Annotated in this window: 16 protein-coding genes; 8 read left to right on the forward strand and 8 right to left on the reverse strand. The window is 57.6% G+C overall.

Features of this window, described 5'->3' with window-relative positions:
* Window positions 1–24 precede the first annotated feature (24 nt).
* Together RMS95_RS06435 and RMS95_RS06440 are read left to right on the forward strand one after the other, a co-directional pair.
* Window positions 25–2,013, forward strand: coding sequence for an alkyl sulfatase dimerization domain-containing protein (locus tag RMS95_RS06435; protein WP_310644609.1), 1,989 nt, complete (start codon window positions 25–27; stop codon window positions 2,011–2,013).
* Window positions 2,014–2,022: 9 nt separating this feature from the next.
* A complete protein-coding gene (locus RMS95_RS06440; protein WP_310644611.1) occupies window positions 2,023–3,618 on the forward strand; it encodes a GMC family oxidoreductase N-terminal domain-containing protein in 1,596 nt (531 codons plus the stop codon).
* Here RMS95_RS06440 and RMS95_RS06445 read toward each other — a convergent pair.
* The gene (locus RMS95_RS06445) at window positions 3,572–6,181 is read right to left on the reverse strand and encodes a cation-translocating P-type ATPase (protein WP_310644613.1); all 2,610 of its coding nucleotides are present in this window, start codon (window positions 6,179–6,181) and stop codon (window positions 3,572–3,574) included. The genes RMS95_RS06440 and RMS95_RS06445 overlap by 47 nt on opposite strands.
* A 148-nt stretch (window positions 6,182–6,329) precedes the next feature.
* Between RMS95_RS06445 and RMS95_RS06450 the strand changes: the two genes are divergently transcribed.
* The 6 genes from RMS95_RS06450 (at window position 6,330) to RMS95_RS06475 (ending at window position 12,976) form a co-directional block, all read left to right on the forward strand.
* Entirely contained in the window at window positions 6,330–6,983 is a 654-nt protein-coding gene (locus tag RMS95_RS06450) for an OmpA family protein (protein WP_310644615.1), read from the forward strand.
* A gap of 62 nt (window positions 6,984–7,045) precedes the next feature.
* Window positions 7,046–7,990 carry a LysR family transcriptional regulator gene (locus RMS95_RS06455; protein ID WP_310644616.1) on the forward strand — a complete coding sequence of 315 codons (945 nt, stop codon included), beginning with the start codon at window positions 7,046–7,048 and terminating at the stop codon, window positions 7,988–7,990.
* 144 nt (window positions 7,991–8,134) lie between these two features.
* Window positions 8,135–9,163, forward strand: a complete 1,029-nt coding sequence (locus RMS95_RS06460; RefSeq protein WP_310644618.1) for a tripartite tricarboxylate transporter substrate binding protein — start codon at window positions 8,135–8,137, stop codon at window positions 9,161–9,163.
* 39 nt (window positions 9,164–9,202) lie between these two features.
* A complete protein-coding gene (locus RMS95_RS06465; RefSeq protein ID WP_310644619.1) occupies window positions 9,203–10,816 on the forward strand; it encodes an arylsulfatase in 1,614 nt (537 codons plus the stop codon).
* 320 nt (window positions 10,817–11,136) lie between these two features.
* Complete coding sequence (locus tag RMS95_RS06470; protein ID WP_310644620.1) at window positions 11,137–12,339, forward strand: ammonium transporter; 1,203 nt, start codon at window positions 11,137–11,139, stop codon at window positions 12,337–12,339.
* Window positions 12,340–12,532: 193 nt separating this feature from the next.
* Window positions 12,533–12,976, forward strand: coding sequence for an RNA-binding protein (locus tag RMS95_RS06475; RefSeq protein ID WP_310644622.1), 444 nt, complete (start codon window positions 12,533–12,535; stop codon window positions 12,974–12,976).
* A gap of 44 nt (window positions 12,977–13,020) precedes the next feature.
* On the opposite strand, the gene lptC is transcribed toward RMS95_RS06475, so the two are convergent.
* From lptC to RMS95_RS06510, 7 genes are all read right to left on the reverse strand, one after another.
* Window positions 13,021–13,686: an LPS export ABC transporter periplasmic protein LptC gene (lptC, locus tag RMS95_RS06480; RefSeq protein WP_310644624.1), complete on the reverse strand. Its 666-nt coding sequence runs from the start codon at window positions 13,684–13,686 to the stop codon at window positions 13,021–13,023.
* Window positions 13,683–14,255 (reverse strand): HAD hydrolase family protein, encoded by a 573-nt coding sequence (locus RMS95_RS06485; protein ID WP_310644626.1) that lies wholly within the window; start codon window positions 14,253–14,255, stop codon window positions 13,683–13,685. The genes lptC and RMS95_RS06485 overlap by 4 nt, the downstream gene beginning before the upstream one ends.
* Window positions 14,255–15,259, reverse strand: coding sequence for a KpsF/GutQ family sugar-phosphate isomerase (locus tag RMS95_RS06490; RefSeq protein ID WP_310644628.1), 1,005 nt, complete (start codon window positions 15,257–15,259; stop codon window positions 14,255–14,257). The genes RMS95_RS06485 and RMS95_RS06490 overlap by 1 nt, the downstream gene beginning before the upstream one ends.
* Before the next feature lie 28 nt (window positions 15,260–15,287).
* Window positions 15,288–16,778: a tRNA uridine-5-carboxymethylaminomethyl(34) synthesis GTPase MnmE gene (gene mnmE, locus RMS95_RS06495; RefSeq protein ID WP_310644630.1), complete on the reverse strand. Its 1,491-nt coding sequence runs from the start codon at window positions 16,776–16,778 to the stop codon at window positions 15,288–15,290.
* A gap of 87 nt (window positions 16,779–16,865) precedes the next feature.
* Window positions 16,866–18,578: a membrane protein insertase YidC gene (yidC, locus tag RMS95_RS06500; RefSeq protein ID WP_310644632.1), complete on the reverse strand. Its 1,713-nt coding sequence runs from the start codon at window positions 18,576–18,578 to the stop codon at window positions 16,866–16,868.
* On the reverse strand, window positions 18,575–18,847 hold the full coding sequence (gene yidD, locus RMS95_RS06505) for a membrane protein insertion efficiency factor YidD (RefSeq protein WP_310644633.1): 273 nt from the start codon (window positions 18,845–18,847) through the stop codon (window positions 18,575–18,577). The genes yidC and yidD overlap by 4 nt, the downstream gene beginning before the upstream one ends.
* Entirely contained in the window at window positions 18,844–19,254 is a 411-nt protein-coding gene (locus RMS95_RS06510; protein ID WP_310644635.1) for a ribonuclease P protein component, read from the reverse strand. Before RMS95_RS06510 ends, yidD begins: the two co-directional genes overlap by 4 nt.
* Window positions 19,255–19,259: the final 5 nt, after the last annotated feature.

Below are 19,259 nucleotides of genomic sequence, written 5' to 3' on the forward strand. Positions count from 1 at the left end.
AGCCCTGAATTCAGAAAGAACCTCATGAAGAAAATCAACACCCTGTTCACCACCACCGTTTTGGCGCTGGCCACACACGCCGCTTGGGCCCAAGCCCCTGCTGCACCACAAGCCAAAGACGCCACCGCAGCCACGCGCGCCGCCAACCAAAGTGCACGCGCCCAAATGCCCTTGGGTGACAAGCAGTCGTTTGAAGACGCCAAGCGCGGCCTGATCGAATCGGCCACCGACCAGCTCATCTTGGGCCCCACCGGCCGCCCCGTCTGGACGCTCAAAGGCTATGAGTTTTTATCGAAAGAAGACGCGCCCGACACCGTGCATCCTGGCCTGTGGCGCCATGCCCGCGTGAACATGGCGAACGGTTTGTTCAAAGTGACCGACCGCATGTACCAAGTGCGTGGCTTTGATTTGTCGAACATGACCATCATTGAAGGCGACACGGGCTTGATCGTGGTCGACCCTTTGGTGTCCACCGAAACAGCCAAAGCAGCGCTTAATTTGTTTTACAAACACCGCCCCCGCAAACCCGTGGTGGCCGTGATTTATTCGCACAGCCATGTGGACCACTTTGGCGGCGTGCGCGGCGTGGTCAACGGCGACGATGTGGCGGCAGGCAAAGTGAAAATCATTGCGCCGGCAGGCTTCATGGAAGAAGCGGTGGGGGAGAACGTGATCGCGGGCAACGCCATGTCACGTCGTGCCATGTACCAGTTTGGCATGCTCTTGCCGCGCAATGAAAAGGGCCAAGTCGATGCGGGTTTGGGCAAGCCCACAGCACCAGGCACCATCAGTTTGATCGCCCCCACGCAACTGATTGAAAAGCCCGTGGAGAAGCATCGCATCGATGGCATTGATATCGTCTTTGAACTCACACCCGGCGCCGAAGCCCCCGCCGAAATGATCATGTACCACCCCCAATTCAAGGTGTTGAACATGACCGAGATCGCCACCCAAAACATGCACAACCTCTTGCCCATGCGTGGCGCGTTGGTGCGTGATGCCCTGTCGTGGTCCAAGTACATCGGTGGCGCGCTGCAACGCTACGGTGACAAAAGCGACGTGATGATTGCCCAACACAACTGGCCCGTGTGGGGTGGCGACCGCCTGCAGCGCACACTGAAAAACCAGCGCGACACCTACAAGTTTTTGCATGACCAAACCGTGCGCTTGATGAACCACGGTTACGTGGCGTCTGAAATTGCTGAGAACATTCAAATGCCACCGAGCTTGTCGCAAGACTGGTCCACACACCCGTTTTATGGCCACCTGAAACACAACATCAAAGCCATCTACCAACGTTATTTGGGCTACTACGACGGCAACCCCGTCAACCTCGAAGCCTTGCCCCCCGCACCCGCAGCCAAGAAAACCATCGAGTACATGGGCGGTGCCGATGCCGTGCTCAAACGTGCGCGTGAAGACTTTGCGCGCGGCGAATACCGCTGGGTGGCACAGGTCACCTCACAGCTGGTATTTGCAGACGCTACCAACCAAGAAGCCCGCACCTTGGGGGCTGAAGCCTATGAGCAGTTGGGTTACCAAATGGAGTCCGCCACCGCACGCAACGCGTTCTTGCAAGGCGCCGCGGAGTTGCGCAACGGCGTGCCTAAGTTGCCCTCGTTTGTCTCGGCCTCGCCCGACGTGATTCGTGCGCTGCCGCTCGACATGTTCTTTGACTTCTTGGGCGTGCGCTTGAACGGTGACAAAGCGCAAGGCAAAACCATGGCCTTCAACTGGCACTTCACAGACACCCAGCAAAAGTACGTGCTCAACCTTGAAAACAGTGCGCTGACCTACATGGCAGATGCCCAAGTTCCCAACGCCGATGCGACCTTGACACTCAGCCGCGCCACGCTGGATGACATCTCGTTGCAAAAAACCACCTTCCCTGCGGCACTGCAAGCAGGCTTGATTGTGGTCTCCGGCAAGCGTGAAAAAGTGGGGGAATTGCTGGGCATGTTGGAGTCGTTCAGCGTGGGCTTCCCCATGGTTGAACCTCGCACCCCGCGCTAAGGAATCACCATGGACCAAAGCTATGACTACATCGTGGTCGGTGCGGGCTCCGCAGGTTGCGTGTTGGCCAGCCGCCTGAGCGAAGACCCCAGCGTCAGCGTCTGCTTGCTGGAGGTGGGCGGACCCGACAGCAGCATGCTGATTCACATGCCCGCAGGCATCGTGGCGATGGTGCCCACCAAGATCAACAACTGGGCCTTCAACACCGTGCCTCAACCCGGCTTGAACGGCCGACGGGGCTACCAGCCGCGCGGCAAAACCTTGGGCGGCTCCAGCTCTATCAACGCCATGCTGTACGTGCGCGGCCACCGCAGTGACTACGACCATTGGGCCTCGTTGGGCAACACCGGTTGGTCTTACGACGAGGTGCTGCCGTATTTCAAAAAGTCAGAGCACAACGAAACACACCAAGACGCGTTTCACGGCCAGGGCGGTCCGCTCAACGTGGCAGAGTTGCGCCAAGCAAGCTCACTCAATGCGATGTTTTTGGAATCCGCGCATTTGTGTGGCATTCCGGCGGTCCACGACTACAACGGTGCCACGCAATTCGGCGCGTTCATGTACCAAGTGACGCAAAAAAATGGCGAGCGTTGCAGCGCAGCCAAAGGCTACCTCACCCCGAACTTGAACCGGTCGAACTTGACCGTGATGACCGGCGCCTTGACGCAAAAAATTGTGTTGGAAGGTCGCCATGCTGTCGGTGTCCAAGCGCGCGTCAAGGGACAAGACTTCACGCTGAAAGCGCGTCGTGAGGTGCTGCTGAGTTCGGGCGCTTTTGGCTCACCGCAGCTGCTGCAACTCTCAGGCATCGGGCCTGGGGCGTTGCTGCAATCGAAGGGCATTGCCACCGCCGTCGACTTGCCCGGCGTTGGCCAGAATTTGCAAGACCACATTGACTACGTCTTCAGCTACCGCACAACCAGCAACACCGATACCTTGGGGCTGTCGCTGCCAGGCGCCGTCCGCGTGATGAAGGGCATCGCGCAATGGAAACGTGAGCGTCAAGGCATGATGACGTCGTCGATTGCCGAATCAGGTGCGTTCTTTCGCAGCCGCCCCGACGTGGACGTGCCCGACCTGCAACTGGTGTTTGTGCAAGGCATCGTCGATGACCACGCACGCAAACAGCACCTCGGTCATGGCTACAGCTGCCACGTCACGGTGCTGCGTCCGCAAAGTCGCGGCACGGTGGAAATTGCGTCACCCGACGCCTCCGACCACCCACGGATTGACCCCCAATTTTTAAGCGCCTCCGCAGATTTCGACACCCTGTTGGCTGGGGCTCACGCACAACGCCGCATTCTCGATGCATCACCCTTTGATGGGGTGCGTGGCAAAGCGCTTTACGCGCTAGATCAAAACGATGCACGCGCCGTCGAACAAGACATTCGCAACCGCGCAGACACCCAATATCACCCCGTGGGCACTTGCAAAATGGGCCACGATTTGATGGCGGTGGTCGACGATCAGCTGCGGGTGCACGGCGTGCAAGGCCTGCGGGTGGTGGATGCGTCGATCATGCCCACCTTGATTGGCGGCAACACCAATGCGCCCACCCTCATGATTGCGGAGAAGGCGGCGGACTTGATTCGCGCTGCGCACTGAGCGTCTGCCCCATCGCCCAACGGCAGGCCAGTGCACCCCACACGCTGGCCATGCCAACGCCTAGCGCAAGCAGCAGTTGCTCAGCGTCTAGCGATGCAAACTTAAGCGGCTCGACAAACCACGGCACATACAGGCATGACAACACGCCCGCAAGCGTGCAGCCCATCACCCAAGCCGACACATCGTTGCGCACGCTCAAACCTTGCAACAGTTGCCCCGCCTGTGTGCGGTTGACCCACATGAGCATGATGTTGGACATGACCAAGGTGGTGAAGACCATGGCACGGCTGTGCGCAGGTGACAAACCCAACGCCAACACATACGTCACTCCGGTGGCGACCATGACCGACAAGCCTTGACCGAACGCCCCCAGCACAGCGCGTGTGCCAAAGAGCGGGGCGTACCGATCGCGCGGCGGGCGTTGCATGACATCGGCATCGGCGGGCTCGTTTTCAAAGGCGATGGAACACGAGGGGTCGATGATGAGTTCTAGCAATGCAATATGCAGCGGCATCAACAACGGTGGCAACGCAAACAACATGGGCACCAAGGCCAAGCAGGCAATTGGAATGTGGATGGCAAAGATGTAGGCCATCGATTTTTGCAAGTTGCCATAAATGCGTCGTCCTGCGCGAATGCCCTGAACAATGGAGGCAAAGTTGTCGTCCACCAACACCAAAGAAGCGGCTTCGCGGGCGACATCGGTGCCACGCAAACCCATGGCGACACCGACGTGCGCGGCGCGCAGTGCGGGCGCATCGTTCACACCATCGCCGGTCATCGCGACCACGTCCCCGTTGCGTTTGAGAGCCTCCACGATTCGCAGTTTTTGATGGGGGGAGATGCGCGCACACACACGGGTCTCGCGAATCGTCTGACTCAGCGCCTCATCCGACATCGCATCGATGTCATCACCGGTCAAGGTCACGCCGCTGCGCAGGCCCGCTTGGTTAGCGATGACGCGCGCCGTCGCAGGATAGTCACCGGTGATCATGATCACCTGAATCCCTGCCGAGTAAGCATCTGCCACGGCTTGCGGAATTTCTGCCCGCAACGGGTCGCTCAGCCCCACCAAGCCCAACCACGCAAACTCAAAGTCGTGCTCAGACGCGGGCCAGTCATGGCCTTCAAACACACCTTGCGCCACAGCCAATACGCGCAAGCCTTGGGCCGCCATGTCATTCACCGCGTGGGCCCACTGCGCTTGAAGCTCGGGCGACATGTGGCACAAACCCATCACCGCTTCAGGGGCACCTTTCGCCGACACCGTCTGCACATCGCCTTCGCGGGCCTGCCAAACATGCGACATGGCGCGCAACGCGGGGCTGAGGGCATAGGTTTGCACCAAGCGCCAGTCGCGGTGCAGATGCTCGGTGTCCTGTAAAAACTGTTGGCCGAGCTGATGAAACGCCACTTCCATCGGGTCAAACGGGCGCTCGGCGCTGGCCAAAATCGCGTGTTCCACCAAACCGTGAAACGCCTCGGGCAAAACCTCATCTGGCTTGCCTTTGACGCTGAGTTGGGCCAAGTTCAACACGGTGGGTTGGTGCGCGTTGCCCACGGCCAAGGCCGATACCGTCATGCGGTTTTCGGTCAAGGTGCCGGTTTTGTCGGTACACAACACGGTGATCGCGCCCAAGGTTTCGATGGCATTGAGGCGGCGGGTCAGCACACCTTCTTGCGCCAAGCGACGCGCCCCCAAAGCGGGCATCAAAGCCAAGACCACGGGGTATTCCTCGGGCAAGATGGCCATCGCCAAGGCGATGCCCGACAACAACGCAGGCACCCACGCGCCATCTCGCAGCCCCAAGGTGAACACCATCACCCCACACAAAAAGAGTGTGATGAATGCCAACACTTTGACCAACTGCGCTGTTTGCTCTTGCAGCGGTGTGACCTCGTCTCCGATTTGATTCAGTGTGGCGCCGATGCGGCCCATTTGACCGCGCATACCCGTGGCAGTCACCCGCAAGGTGCCGTGCCCACGCACCACAAACGTGCCCGCAAACACAGTCGGTTGATCGTCGCCACCGATGGATGGTTTTGCTGCGGCCGCCGCATCAAAGTCAGCACCGAGTTTGCCAACCGTGACCGATTCACCCGTCAACATCGACTCGTCGACCAGCATTTGGTCCGCTTGAATCAACCAGCCATCTGCGGCGATGCGATCGCCCTCTGAGATCAACAGCCAGTCGCCCACCACGACCTCGCGTGACGGAATTTTCAGACGCTGCCCATCGCGTACCACCTGTGCAAAAGGTTGACTCAATTGGCGCAATGCATCAATGGCAGCTTCTGATTTGCCTTCTTGATAAAACGTCAACACCAACACCGCCAAGACGAACACACACAGCGTCACACCCTCGGCCAAATCACCCAAGACAAGATAAAGCACAGCCGCCAGCACGAGCAGCGCAAACATCGGCTGACGCAACATACCCCACAAGCGGCGCAGCAATCCCAGACGATGCGTGGCATCGAGCTCATTCGGACCGTCGATGGCGAGTTGTTCGCGGGCTTGCTCAGCGGTCAGTCCGGTGTGTGGTTCAAATGTGTGTGTCATTTCGAAATGATGCACCGTAACGTCGGCACAACCCTCCACCATGTTCATCTTTCATACATTTACTTGCAACTCTTTGTACGGTAAAAAACAGTCACGCACCATCTTCTCGGCTAGATTCAAGTGCGTTTATTTTTAAAGGGGAACTGCCATGATTCAAAAAACAGCTGTATTCACACACATCGGCCTTGCAACGTGCACCGTTGCGGCTTTGTTAACGGGCTGTGCCACAGCAACCCCTGAGCAAAAGGGCGCCGGTACGGGGGCACTGATCGGTGCCGTGGCCGGCCAAATTTTGGGCCACGATTCACGCTCTACCGCCATCGGTGCGGGCCTGGGCGCTCTGGGCGGTTATGTCTGGTCGAAGAACATGGAAGACAAAAAACGCGCCATGGAACAAGCCACGGCAGGCACGGGCACGGTGGTCACACAAACCGCAGACAACCAGCTCAAGCTGACGATTCCGAACGACATCTCGTTTGACACGGGACGCCATGACATCAAGCCCAATTTGCGCCCGATCTTGGACCAATTCGCCCAAGGTCTCGCCCAACAGCCAAGCACCGAAGTGCGCATCATCGGGCACACCGACAACACAGGCAGCGATGCGGTCAATAACCCACTGTCACTGAACCGGGCACAAAGCGCACGCGACTATTTGGTGTCACGCGGCGTGAGTGCCAACCGCATCACCATCGATGGCCGCGGCGAGCGCGAACCCATTGCCGACAACTCAACCGAAGCCGGTCGCGCCCGTAACCGTCGGATCGAGATTTTCTTGGCTGAACGTGCACAGGGGCGGTGACGATAAGATTCGACCTATGAAACATCGCTGCGCCCTCCAGTCACCTCCACTGAAATGATGTCGTGACTTCGCCGCTCTCCGTCGACCAATGGCTACTGTTTCTTCAGATCGCGGAGTGCGGCAGCTTGACGGTCACTGCTGCGGCACGCGATGTAGCGCAATCGGCCATCAGCCGTCAGCTTGGCGCCATCGAACGCGCGTGTGGCGGAAAGCTCTTTGAACGCACGGCGCGCGGTGTGCGCCTGAACGAGATCGGGCAGCGGCTCTACCCGCGCGTCAAGACATGGGTGACGGCGGGACAACTCCTCACCGAAGACGCGACGGGCTTGCTCAGAGAGCCCGCTGGGGTGGTTCGCATCGGCATCATCGACTCTTTGGCCGAATCGCTGTGTGGTCCGATCCACGCCAAAATGGAACGCCTGTTCCCCAAGGTCCGGTTGCATTTGGTCAGCGGCATGAGCGGTCGCGTTTCTGCTCGCCTTGAAAACGGAGAGCTCGACATCGCGCTTTTTTCCGAAAACACACGAGGTCGCAGTGGAAGAGGAGACGGTATTGCCAGAATGCCGCATGTCTTGATCAGCGCACCCGGAGACCCGTTGACGGCCGCAGAGACGATCCCGTTCGACCAGTTGCACAACATGCCGTTGGTCATTCCAGGTCGCCCCTATGCTTTTCACAACGTTCTAGAGCATTGGGCTGGACGTCGCGGCATTCAACTCAACATCCGACTCGAATGCGACAGCCTGAATCTTCAAAAGAAATTGGTCGGCGCTGGTGGTATTTATGCCATCGTCGGCATGAGCGCCATACGCGCGGAAGTTGCGCGGCATGAACTGCAGGCGGCCCGCATCGTCCAGCCGAGCTTGGACCGCAACATCGTGCTGCGGCTTTCGTCACACGCGGCACCAACGGAGGCATGCCAAGCAGTTCACGCCGTTGTGAGCCGTCATGTGAAACAAGTGTTGCCCACATTGACGCAATGGATGTCCGAAGGACATCAGCCTTAGCGAATCGGCATCAGTCAGGTATATCTTCAGAAGCATGGGTCTCGTGCTTGTCGAGGTAATACCTGACGAAAAATCGCGGCATAAGATCACAAAGTGCTTGGCAATGTGAGCCCTGTTTCGGCACATCAATCACGGAGACACCCCATGAGATTCGTCACTGGTCGATCGCTGCGTTTGGGCGAGGGCTTCACGCAAGCCCCCTTCAAGCGTCGCACCTTGCTTCACGCGACATCCGCAGCCCTAGCCGCAGCCATGTTGCCCACAACCGTTCGGGCGCAGTCCCTCTATCCAACCAAAGCCATCACGCTGATTGTCCCGAACCCACCCGGTGGCAACACGGACATCTTGGCCCGCATTTTTTCGGTGCCGCTGGCCAAGGCACTCGGCCAGCCCGTGGTCGTTGAAAACCGCGCAGGTGCTGGCGGCGTGATCGGCATGACGGCCGCAGCCCGCGCCACCGCCGATGGTCACACCCTCGGGCTTGGCAACCTGAGCGACCTGGTGGTGAGCCGTTACGCGCAGCCCAACGTGCCCTACGATCCGGCGAAAAACTTTGCCCCAGTGTCGACCTTGGCGAAAGTGTCCATCGTCGTGACTTGCCTGCCGACTTTTCCGGCGAAGTCGTTTCAGGAATTTCTGACACTGGCCAAGGCCAACCCGGGCAAGTACAAGTGCGGCACGGCAGGCAATGGCACCATGGGCCATCTGTGCCTCGAAGCGTTGCAGGCAGCGGCGGGTCTCGACATCGTGCATGTCCCGTACCGTGGTGGTGCGCCAGCGCTCAATGACTTGCTCGGCGGGCATATTGATTTGTTGATTGATGGCAGCGCCTTGTCGCAGGTCAAGGCTGGCAAACTGAAAGCGCTCGCCGTGACCGCTGAACGCGTTGCGGTGCTGCCGAACGTGCCCACGATCGGGGAATCGGGCGTGCCGGGCTTCTCGTTCGGCAACTACTGGGGCTTGCTGATGCCGGCCGGCTCGCCCGCAACGGCAGTGACACGGATCAATGCCGAGATCAAGCGCCTCTTGGAGCAGCCTGAAATCCGCCAGCAACTGGAAAGCGCAGGATTCTCCCCATTCGCATCAACGCCCGTGGAGTATGGCCAAGCGTTGCAAAAGTCTTACGAGCAAATTGGTCAACTCGTGAAAAAGGCCAAGATCACCTTCGACTGATCCCCAGACACCAAGCGGTGCCTATTGAATTCAAGACACATGGCAAACAAACCCAACGTACTCCTGATCCTGGCCGATGACATGGGGTTCTCCGACATCGGCTGTTACGGCAGCGAGATTGAAACGCCCCACATCGACCGATTGGCCGCAGGGGGTGTGCGTTTTTCACAGTTCTACAACACAGCACGTTGCAGCCCATCTAGGGCCTCGTTGTTGACGGGCTTGCATCCGCACCAGACGGGAATTGGCATCCTCACGAAAGACGATCGCCCGCATGGTTACCCGGGCTCTCTCAATGACCGTTGCATCACCGTTGCTGAAATTCTGTCCGACGCTGGGTATGCGACATCTCTCGTTGGGAAGTGGCATCTGGCCTCGAACATTCGGCAGGTCAACGATGCATGGCCGACGCGACGCGGGTTCGGTCACTTTTACGGAACGCTCGCGGGGTCGTGCTCGTATTTCCAGCCCGCATCACTCACGCGCGGTGAACGCAACGTCGAAGCTGAAGCGACGGAAAAGTCGGACTACTACTACACCGACGCGATCACCCAAGAAGCCTGCGCCTTTGTGCGTGAACAGTCAGAGGTCGGCCAGCCGTTCTTCATGTATGTCGCCTACACCGCGCCGCACTGGCCTTTGCAGGCGAGCGAAGAGGACATCGCCAAATTCCGTGGCCGTTACGACGAAGGCTGGGATGTGCTGCGTGAACGGCGAATGCAGCGGCTGCGTGAATCCGGCCTGCTGGCGGATGCGGTGAAGGAATGCGAGCGCGATCCCGCGGAGCCTGCCTGGGAAGATGCGCAGGACAAAGCTTGGGAGGCTCGTCGCATGGAGGTGTATGCAGCGCAAATACACCGGATGGACCAAGGAATCGGCGGCATTCTGGCCACACTCGAAGAAACGGGTCAGCTTGAGAACACCCTGGTGTTCTTCATGTCGGACAACGGGGCTTGCGCTGAAGTGCTTCCGCTGGACGGCAGTGCCGAAGCGTTTATCAAGCGCAGGCCGGACCTCGATCGTCTGAAGCCACGCAATGGCCGTGATCTGAAGGTCGGCAACGAACCGGCCATCGTTCCGGGTCCGGAGGACACCTATGCAAGCTATGGCCGCGCTTGGGCCAACCTGTCCAATACGCCTTTTCGGCTCTACAAGCGCTGGACGCATGAGGGGGGCATCTCCACCCCCTTGATCGTGCACTGGCCTGCAGGTGGACTGATCAATGGCGCCATTGTTCGGGCACCCTTTCAGCTCACCGATGTGTTGCCAACCATCTTGGAAGCCACGCAAGTCCCCTACCCAGACAACAACAGGGTCCGCGATATTCCGCCAGGCGAAGGCTGCAGCCTCCTGTCGGCTTTGCGCGGCCACCAGCCCACCGACCACACCTTGTATTGGGAACACACCGGCAACGCTGCGATCCGTCGCGGGCGCTGGAAACTGGTGCGCGAGTATCCCAACCCTTGGGAGCTTTATGACATGGACACGGATCGGGCCGAGAACACGAACCTAACGACACAACAGCCGGTCATCGTCGACGAACTGATCGCGCAGTGGAAGACCTGGGCTCAACGGGTGGGGGCGGTGCCGTGGGATGACGTGTTGGCGGGTTACCGCGCCGATGGAAAAGACGAGGCAGAAGCGGCCGGTTGATCGGCCTAGAAACTCAAAATCCAAACCCAAGGGAAAGCATCGCCTTCATACGTGGCTATGGCGATTTCCCTCCGTCAATACGGGTGGCCAGTGATGGCTCAATGGGTAAATAACGTCCTAAGACAGTCGTACCAATGGATGCACGGTCAACGCCATTGAAATACAAAGTTGAATGACGTTTAGCAAACGCGCCACCACTTAAATCCCCAAATTGCGGCAATCCCTCTCCATTTGGTGCATTTTTTGCTTAAATCCGGTGCGCCTCTTTGGAGGCCGCCAAATACGCACCAAAAAAGAACATTTAAGACAGGGAAATAGTTATGGACGCACACAAACAGGGCGCGGATGCTTTGTTCATTCTGCTCGGCGCAATCATGGTGCTTGCCATGCACGCCGGCTTCGCATTTTTAGAGCTGGGCACAGTTCGGAAAAAAAACCAAGTCAACGCCTTGGTCAAAATTTTGGTGGACTTTTGCGTGTCCACCGTGGCTTATTTTGTGGTCGGCTATGGCGTGGCTTACGGCGCGAGTTTCATGGTCGGCGCGGAATCATTGGCTGATAAAAATGGCTATGAGTTGGTGAAGTTTTTCTTCCTTCTGACCTTTGCCGCAGCCATTCCCGCCATCATTTCGGGCGGTATCGCAGAACGTGCCAAATTTTGGCCACAACTGTTGGCAACCGCCGTGATTGTGGGTTTTGTGTACCCCTTCTTTGAAGGCATTGCATGGAACCAGCACTTTGGCTTTCAAGCATGGCTGAAGGCCTTCACCGGCGAAGAGTTTCACGATTTTGCAGGCTCTGTGGTCGTGCACGCCGTGGGCGGCTGGATTGCTTTGCCCGCGGTGCTGTTGCTTGGCGCACGCAGCAACCGTTACCGCAAGGACGGCGCGATTTCGGCGCATCCCCCTTCAAGCATTCCATTCCTCGCTTTGGGCGCATGGATTTTGATCGTGGGCTGGTTTGGCTTCAACGTGATGAGCGCACAAACTCTGGACAAAATTTCAGGCTTGGTGGCGGTCAACTCATTGATGGCCATGGTCGGTGGCACATTGGTGGCCTTGCTCTTGGGCAAAAACGACCCAGGCTTTGTGCACAACGGCCCCTTGGCCGGCCTGGTGGCTGTCTGTGCGGGTTCTGACTTGATGCACCCCATGGGCGCCTTGGTGGTGGGCGCTGTGGCCGGTGCCATCTTTGTGGTGATGTTCACCTTGACCCAAAACAAATGGCGCATTGACGATGTGTTGGGCGTGTGGCCCTTGCACGGGCTTTGCGGCACTTGGGGTGGCATTGCCGCCGGTATTTTTGGTGCCCAATCGATGGGTGGCTTAGGCGGCGTGAGCCTCACGGCTCAATTGGCAGGCACGGTACTGGGTGTGGCTTGGGCGCTGCTAGGTGGCTTTGTGGTCTACGGCGTGCTGAAAATGACACTCGGTTTACGCATGAGCCAAGAAGAAGAATTTGAAGGCGCTGACCTGTCTATCCACAAGATCAGCGCGTCGCCAGACCGGGAATCGAGCTGGTAAGCCGCATGAATTGTGGTTTTTCAGAGATTTATTCGTTCGAATACTGGAAAACGCTTGGTTTTATGGGGTGCTTGTGCCCCATAATGACCGTTGCCGTGTTTAAACCTGAGTTTTGACACGGTGTATTTGGTGATCGGTCAGTTTCGGTTCGGGACTCCATCGCTTTGTTTTTGTGTTTTAAGGAGTCCCTTTCATGGGCAATAAATTGTACGTCGGCAACTTGCCGTATTCGGTTCGCGACAGCGACCTCGAGCAGTCTTTCGGACAGTTCGGTACTGTGACCAGCGCTAAAGTCATGATGGAACGCGACACCGGTCGCTCCAAAGGTTTTGGCTTTGTGGAAATGGGCAGCGATGCCGAAGCTTTGGCTGCGGTTGAAGGCATGAACGGCGCACCTTTGGGTGGTCGTAGCCTCGTGGTGAACGAAGCCCGTCCAATGGAGGCACGTCCTCCCCGCACTGGTGGCGGTGGCTACGGTGGTGGCGGTGGCGGCTACGGTGGTGGCGGTCGCGAAGGCGGCGGCGGTGGCGGCGGTTTCCGTAGCCCCTACGGTGGCGGCGGTGCTGGCGGTGGCCGTAGTGGTGGTGGCGGCGGCGGTGGTCGCGGCGGCTTTGGCGGCGGTGGCAACAGCTACTGATCTGCTTAACTGCACATCAAAAAGGCTCCCTCGGGAGCCTTTTTTTATGGGTTCGTTTTTTCAGCTACTTGAGATCTCGGCGCAATCGTGCCGCGGACACGGCCATGGAGTTGGATCACACGGTCTAGGTTGTCGTAATCCATGCGATCTGCGGTAAAGCGATCCCCTGTGCCACGCAACATCTCAACAGGCAAATGCGAGCGCACGTTCTCTGTGTTGGCAAAAAGATGCAAGAAGTCACTGCGCAACTCGGTACGGGGCAACACCACGCCTTGCGGTGTTTTCGCCGCTTCCCGCACGATCTGCGCCTTGTTGAACAGCTGCGCTTCTGAACCATCCGCATTGATCACACCACGTTCAGCCCTTGAGATGGTGAGCCGACCTTCTGAAGAAAAGGCTCGAATGTGGGGATGGTCAATTTCAAGCGTGTCGGTGTCAGGGTAGTGGCGACCTTCAGCACCCAAGATTTCACTTTTAAGTTTGCCGTCGGCACCGAACACCCTCACAGAAAAATCGCGCATGAAGTAATCAGGAACATGACGCGGCGCGGACTCTAACTCGACCTCGCCCATGACGGGTGTGTTGCGCACCAACCAATACGTAGACAGCGCCATCAGCGCCATCAAAAAAATGGGAAAGTAGACCGCAAGGTGGTCCCACGTTTGACGCAACCGCGCCCAAACGGATCGCGACACGGGCGCTTGGCTCATGCGAGGTGACCGTGTAACAACTCAGCGTAGCGTCCCGATGCGACCACCAACAAATCGCAAAACTCACGCGCAGCGCCGTGCCCCCCTTCACGTTGGGTCACGTAATCGGCAATGGCTTTGACTTCGATGTGCGCGTTGCTTGGTGCGCAAGCAAAGGCCGCCAAACGCATGACCGCCATGTCGGGCCAATCGTCGCCAATGTGTGCGGCCTGCGACCAGTCGAGGCCCAGTTGGGTCAATATTTCTTGAGCGGCCGGTGCTTTGTCTTCGGTGCCATAACGCACATGCTCAATGCCCAAAGCTTTGAGTCGGGTGCGCAGCGGTGCACTGTCACGCCCTGTGATCACGGCCGGTGTGATGCCTGCTTTTCTCAACATCTTCAACCCATGGCCATCAAGGGTGCAAAAGCGTTTGATGGTTTCACCACTTTCCGTGAAATACAAACCGCCATCGGTGAGCACGCCGTCTACATCAAAGAATGCCACGCGCACGCCTTGGGCACGCAAGAGCAATGCAGGGTCAAAGTTGAGGGCAGGTGTGGGCATGGCTGTTTGTGAACGTTGTGTCATCAGATCACCTTCGCGCGCATCAAATCGTTGGTATTCAAAGCGCCGCAGAGCAGGCCTTGCGCGTCAATCACCAGCACGCTGGTGATGCGGTGCAACTCCATCAACTCCGCGGCTTCTGCCGCCAAAGCTGTGGCACGCACGGTGCGTGGCTGAGCATGCATCACTTGCTCAGCCGTGAGTTGACGCATGTCGGTGCCCTTTTCAATCAAGCGCCGCAAATCGCCATCGGTGAACACGCCCAACACCTTGCGCTGTGTGTCCACAATCGCGGAAGCGCCCAGTCCTTTGGCGCTCATCTCGCGCATCAGTTCGCTGAAGGTGGCGGTGGGCAACACATGGGGCACGTCGTCACCACTGCGCATCACGTCGCTGACGTGGGTGAGTAAGCGTCGGCCCAAAGACCCGCCGGGGTGAGAGCGTGCAAAGTCTTCGGCACGAAAACCACGCGCGTCGAGCAAGGCAACGGCCAAGGCATCGCCCAAGGCCATTTGAGCGGTAGTGCTCGCAGTAGGGGCCAAGTTCAACGGACACGCCTCTTTGGCTACGGCACTGTCGAGCACGATGTCGGCATGCTTGGCCAAGGTCGATTGCGCGCCACCGGTGATGGCGACCAAGGGCACACCTTGACGCTTGAGCACGGGCAAGATGGCAGCGAGTTCATCGCTCTCACCACTGTTGGAAATCGCAATCACCAAGTCGCCGTCTTTGACCATACCGAGGTCGCCGTGGCTGGCTTCGGCAGGGTGCACAAACATAGCGGGCGTGCCGGTGGACGCCAAGGTGGCGGTGATCTTGCGCCCCACATGGCCGCTTTTGCCCATGCCCATGACCACCACACGGCCGCTGACTTTGAGAATGGCGCGTACCGCCAGCACGAAACTAGGTGACAAGCGGTCACGCAAGTCGCGCACGGCGTTGGCCTCGATCTCCAACGTGTCGTGGGCCAGTTGCAAAATGCGTTGGTCGTCCACGGGCGCGGCTGTGGGGGCGTGAGTTTGGATCATGGTGCGATTTTATCGGCCAGGTGCCGGTTTATTTGCCGATGCAAAAGCTCGAAAAGATCACGCCGAGTAAATCATCGGAAGAGAACTCACCGGTGATGGTGTTCAGTGCGTTTTGACTCAATCGCAGTTCTTCGGCCAACAGGTCCAACGCGGGGATTCGCGCTTGCAAACACGCATTGGCCTGATGCAAATGCGCGTCGACCTCGCGCAGCGCTTGCACATGACGTTCACGCGCCATGTAAAGACCCTCCGCGCTACCGCCTTGCCAACCCACGACTTGGAGTAAATGTTCACGCAAAGCGGGCAACCCATCACCGGTTTTGGCAGATAGGCGCAGCGTGAGACGTGTGGCAGCAGAAGGCCTGTCGCTTGCCGTCTCGCCCTGCGCTTTGCTTTCAGCTAAAGCTTGGCTTGTGGCGATGTCTGCGCTCACACCCTCGCTGGCATCTGCCTTGTTCCACACATGCAGCACGGGCACATGGGCGGCCACCGTTTGCTGCAGGGTGGCTCCAATGTCGGCGTCTGCGGTTTGGTAGGCATCGTCGCTTTGACGGGTGAGGTCATGCAAAAACAAGACAGCATCCGCTTGACCAATTTGATCCCACGCGCGCGCAATGCCAATGCGTTCAACCTCGTCCACATCGGGGTGATCGCGCAGTCCAGCCGTGTCGATGACGTGCAGCGGTACGCCTTCGATTTGAATGGTTTGTTGCACCACGTCGCGCGTGGTGCCCGCAATGGGCGTGACGATGGCCAACTCTGCCCCCGCCAAGGCATTGAGGAGTGAACTCTTGCCTGCGTTGGGTTGCCCCGCAATGACCACGCGAATGCCTTCACGCAGCAACGCGCCTTGACGGGTTTGCTGCGTCACGCGCAAAAGGTTGGCTTGCAGGCGATCAAGTTGGCCTTGGGCGTCGGCTTGTTTCAAGAAGTCGATGTCTTCTTCTGGGAAGTCCAAGGTCGCTTCGACCAACATGCGCAAGTGAATCAAGGCATCGCGCAGCTGATGAATTTCGGTTGAAAACGCACCCGCGAGCGAACGGCTGGCACTGCGCGCCGCAGCCTCGGTGCTGGCATCGATCAAATCAGCCACTGCTTCGGCTTGGGCCAAGTCGAGCTTGTGATTTAAAAAGGCACGCTGTGTGAATTCACCGGGTTGGGCCAAACGCAAGCCACGCAACAAAGGGCGTTGTTCAGCGTCCAATTGTGCTGCGACGCTCAGACAACGCGCCAACAACAGTTGCAGCACCACAGGCCCGCCGTGGGCTTGCAGCTCCAGCACGTCTTCACCTGTGTAGCTGTTGGGGCCGGGAAAGTGCAGGGCCAACACATGGTCAATGGGTGTGCCATTGGCGTCAGGAATAGGCAAATACGTGGCTTCACGCGGTTTGAGGCTGCGCCCACACAAGGCTTGCACCACGGGGGCCAACCCTTTACCGCTGAGTCGCACGATACCGACCGCACCTCGACCGGGCGCTGTGGCTATGGCAATGATGGGGGCGTCGTGTTGTGAAAGCATGGGTGGATTGTCCAGAAAAAAACCCGCCACCCTTTCGGACGGCGGGTTTTCAAATTTTTGAAAGCTGTCAAGCTTTCAAGTTTTGAATTAGAACTTTGGCAAATTGAATTGCGGTGGCACGCCCATACGGGTGTTGATGAACCACTGCTGTGCAATCGACAACACGTTGTTGGTGATCCAGTACAGCACCAAACCTGCGGGGAAGAAGAAGAACATCACGCTGAAAGCCAGCGGCATGATCCACATCATTTTGGCTTGCATCGGATCTGGTGGTGCGGGGTTCAAAGCCGTTTGCAACAGTGTTGTCAACGTCATCACCAAAGGCAAGATAAAGAAGGGATCGGGCGCTGCCAAGTCATGGATCCAACCCACCCATGGTGCGTTGCGCATTTCAACGGTAGACAACAACACCCAGTACAAGGCGATGAACACGGGAATCTGAATCGCGATAGGCAAGCAACCACCCATGGGGTTGACCTTCTCTTCGCGGTAAATCTTCATCATCTCCATTTGCATTTGTTGTGGGTTGTCTTTCAGGCGTTCACGCATTTCGGTGATGCGTGGGTTGACCGCCTTCATCTTGGCCATGCTCTGATAGGCGTGGGCATTCAACCAGTAGAAACCTGCTTTGAGCAACAACACCAAGGCCACGATAGACCAACCCCAGTTGCCTAAGATTTTGTGGATTTGATCGAGCAGCCAATACAAAGGCTTGGCCATGATGGTCAGCCAGCCATAGTCTTTGACCAATTCCAAGCCTGGGTACAGAGCTTCGAGTTTTTTCTCTTCTTGCGGACCTGCATAAAAAGTAGCGGCAACGCTTTTGGTTTCGCCGGGTTTGATGGCGTCCAACGGGGCAATCAAGGTGGCGCGGTAGCAGCAGTCAGCCATGGAAGAACCAATGTCCACGGCGTCCATCGAAATGTCACGCTTCAAACCGTCGGGCAAGATCCAAGCGCTGACAAAGTAATGTTGAACCATGGCGATGTAGCCATTGGCCGATTGCTTTTCGATGTCGACCTTTTTCTTTTTGATGTCAGAAAATTCCACTTTTTGGTACTTCTTGGCGTCGGTGTAAACCGCAGGGCCCGTGAAGGTGGAGTAGAACGACGACTCACCTGCGGGCTTGTTGCCATCACGAACCAATTGGAAATACAACTGAGGCGACACCTCTTGTGCGCTGGTGTTGACGATGTCGTGTTTGACCGCCATGTCATATGCACCACGCTTGACGGTGTAGGTTTTCACCAATTTCACGCCACCTTGTGCGGCTGATTCGAACGTGATGTTCAGTTCTTTGGCATCACCTTGCAATGTGCGTGCGCCTGGCAAAACTTTCATCACACTCTTGTGTGTTGGCATCGCCACGCCTGGGGTACTGGCAATCAAACCCGTTTGAGCCATGTAAATGCGCTCTTTGCTGTCGTCCAACAAGACCACGTTGTGACCAGGATGCTGCACATCGGCTTGGGTCAAGAACTCCACACGCGCCAAGGTACCGCCTTCTGTGTCAAATGTGAGTTTGAGCACATCCGTTTGAACCTCCACCAACTCTTTAGGAGCCGACGTTTGAGCTTCCGTGACAGGCACGGTACCGGGCTGAGCAGCCACAGCAGCGGGAACGCCAGCGGCTTGAGGCACATCAGAAGCAGGCTTTGCGACTGCTGCGACCTGTGCTTGTTGCGCTGGGTTAGGAAAGAAAGTGGCTTTGTGGCCATTAAAGACCTGCCATTGGTCCCATAAAAGGACCATGGAAAAGCCAAAAATCACCCATAAAATGGTGCGGCGAATGTCGTTCATGGAGAGTTCTTTCCGGAGTTGGAAGATGTCAAAGAAGTCAAAAATGCAAGCGGTGTAGGCGGAACAGGGTCTTGCCCACCCACGCACCATGGGTGACAACGACCCAAACGGCGCAGCGTCAAATAGCTGCCATGCGCTGCACCGTGTTGTGACAAAGCTTCAAGCGCATAGACCGAGCATGTTGGCTCAAATCGACATGCCGAACCGAGCCAAGGACTGAGAAACAGTCGATAGGCTCGAACGCATCGGATGAGGAACATTTGCATCATGGCGAAATAACTTTGCCAAACAACTGTGTCAGTTCTTCGCGAACTGCAATTTTCAAGGCATCCGAAGACGCGCTGATGAATTTTTTGTTGTCAAACGTGGTGCGTAAGCGCACGACGTAGGGTGTTGGCATCAGCTTGTCTGCAAACTCTTGCGACACACTGTGAATCTGACGCCTGATCAAATTGCGCGTCACGGCGCGTTTGGCCCACCGCTTAGGCGTCAAAGCACCCAACATCAAAACATCGTGCAAAAACAGGGCCGGAGTTTTTTCAAACTCTGGCCCTGCCAAATTGATCTGCGTTGGACGCCATTGATGCAGCACAAAATGCGGTGTTCTTGCGACACTGCCTGCTGCCATGACAGCCTGAAACTCAGTCCACTGTGTCAGACGTTCCACGGCGCTCACGTCGC

Origin of the sequence: Limnohabitans sp., from assembly GCF_031539175.1 — a bacterium.
Classification (GTDB): domain Bacteria; phylum Pseudomonadota; class Gammaproteobacteria; order Burkholderiales; family Burkholderiaceae_C; genus Limnohabitans.

What these genes read in the sequence shown, in the direction of transcription:
- RMS95_RS06435 (WP_310644609.1), top strand. Translation starts at nt 25, where the DNA reads ATGAAGAAAATCAACACCCTGTTCACCACCACCGTTTTGGCGCTGGCC.
- RMS95_RS06440 (WP_310644611.1), top strand. Translation starts at nt 2,023, where the DNA reads ATGGACCAAAGCTATGACTACATCGTGGTCGGTGCGGGCTCCGCAGGT.
- RMS95_RS06445 (WP_310644613.1), bottom strand. Translation starts at nt 6,181, where the DNA reads ATGACACACACATTTGAACCACACACCGGACTGACCGCTGAGCAAGCC.
- RMS95_RS06450 (WP_310644615.1), top strand. Translation starts at nt 6,330, where the DNA reads ATGATTCAAAAAACAGCTGTATTCACACACATCGGCCTTGCAACGTGC.
- RMS95_RS06460 (WP_310644618.1), top strand. Translation starts at nt 8,135, where the DNA reads ATGAGATTCGTCACTGGTCGATCGCTGCGTTTGGGCGAGGGCTTCACG.
- RMS95_RS06465 (WP_310644619.1), top strand. Translation starts at nt 9,203, where the DNA reads ATGGCAAACAAACCCAACGTACTCCTGATCCTGGCCGATGACATGGGG.
- RMS95_RS06470 (WP_310644620.1), top strand. Translation starts at nt 11,137, where the DNA reads ATGGACGCACACAAACAGGGCGCGGATGCTTTGTTCATTCTGCTCGGC.
- RMS95_RS06475 (WP_310644622.1), top strand. Translation starts at nt 12,533, where the DNA reads ATGGGCAATAAATTGTACGTCGGCAACTTGCCGTATTCGGTTCGCGAC.
- lptC (WP_310644624.1), bottom strand. Translation starts at nt 13,686, where the DNA reads ATGAGCCAAGCGCCCGTGTCGCGATCCGTTTGGGCGCGGTTGCGTCAA.
- RMS95_RS06485 (WP_310644626.1), bottom strand. Translation starts at nt 14,255, where the DNA reads ATGACACAACGTTCACAAACAGCCATGCCCACACCTGCCCTCAACTTT.
- RMS95_RS06490 (WP_310644628.1), bottom strand. Translation starts at nt 15,259, where the DNA reads ATGATCCAAACTCACGCCCCCACAGCCGCGCCCGTGGACGACCAACGC.
- mnmE (WP_310644630.1), bottom strand. Translation starts at nt 16,778, where the DNA reads ATGCTTTCACAACACGACGCCCCCATCATTGCCATAGCCACAGCGCCC.
- yidC (WP_310644632.1), bottom strand. Translation starts at nt 18,578, where the DNA reads ATGAACGACATTCGCCGCACCATTTTATGGGTGATTTTTGGCTTTTCC.
- yidD (WP_310644633.1), bottom strand. Translation starts at nt 18,847, where the DNA reads ATGATGCAAATGTTCCTCATCCGATGCGTTCGAGCCTATCGACTGTTT.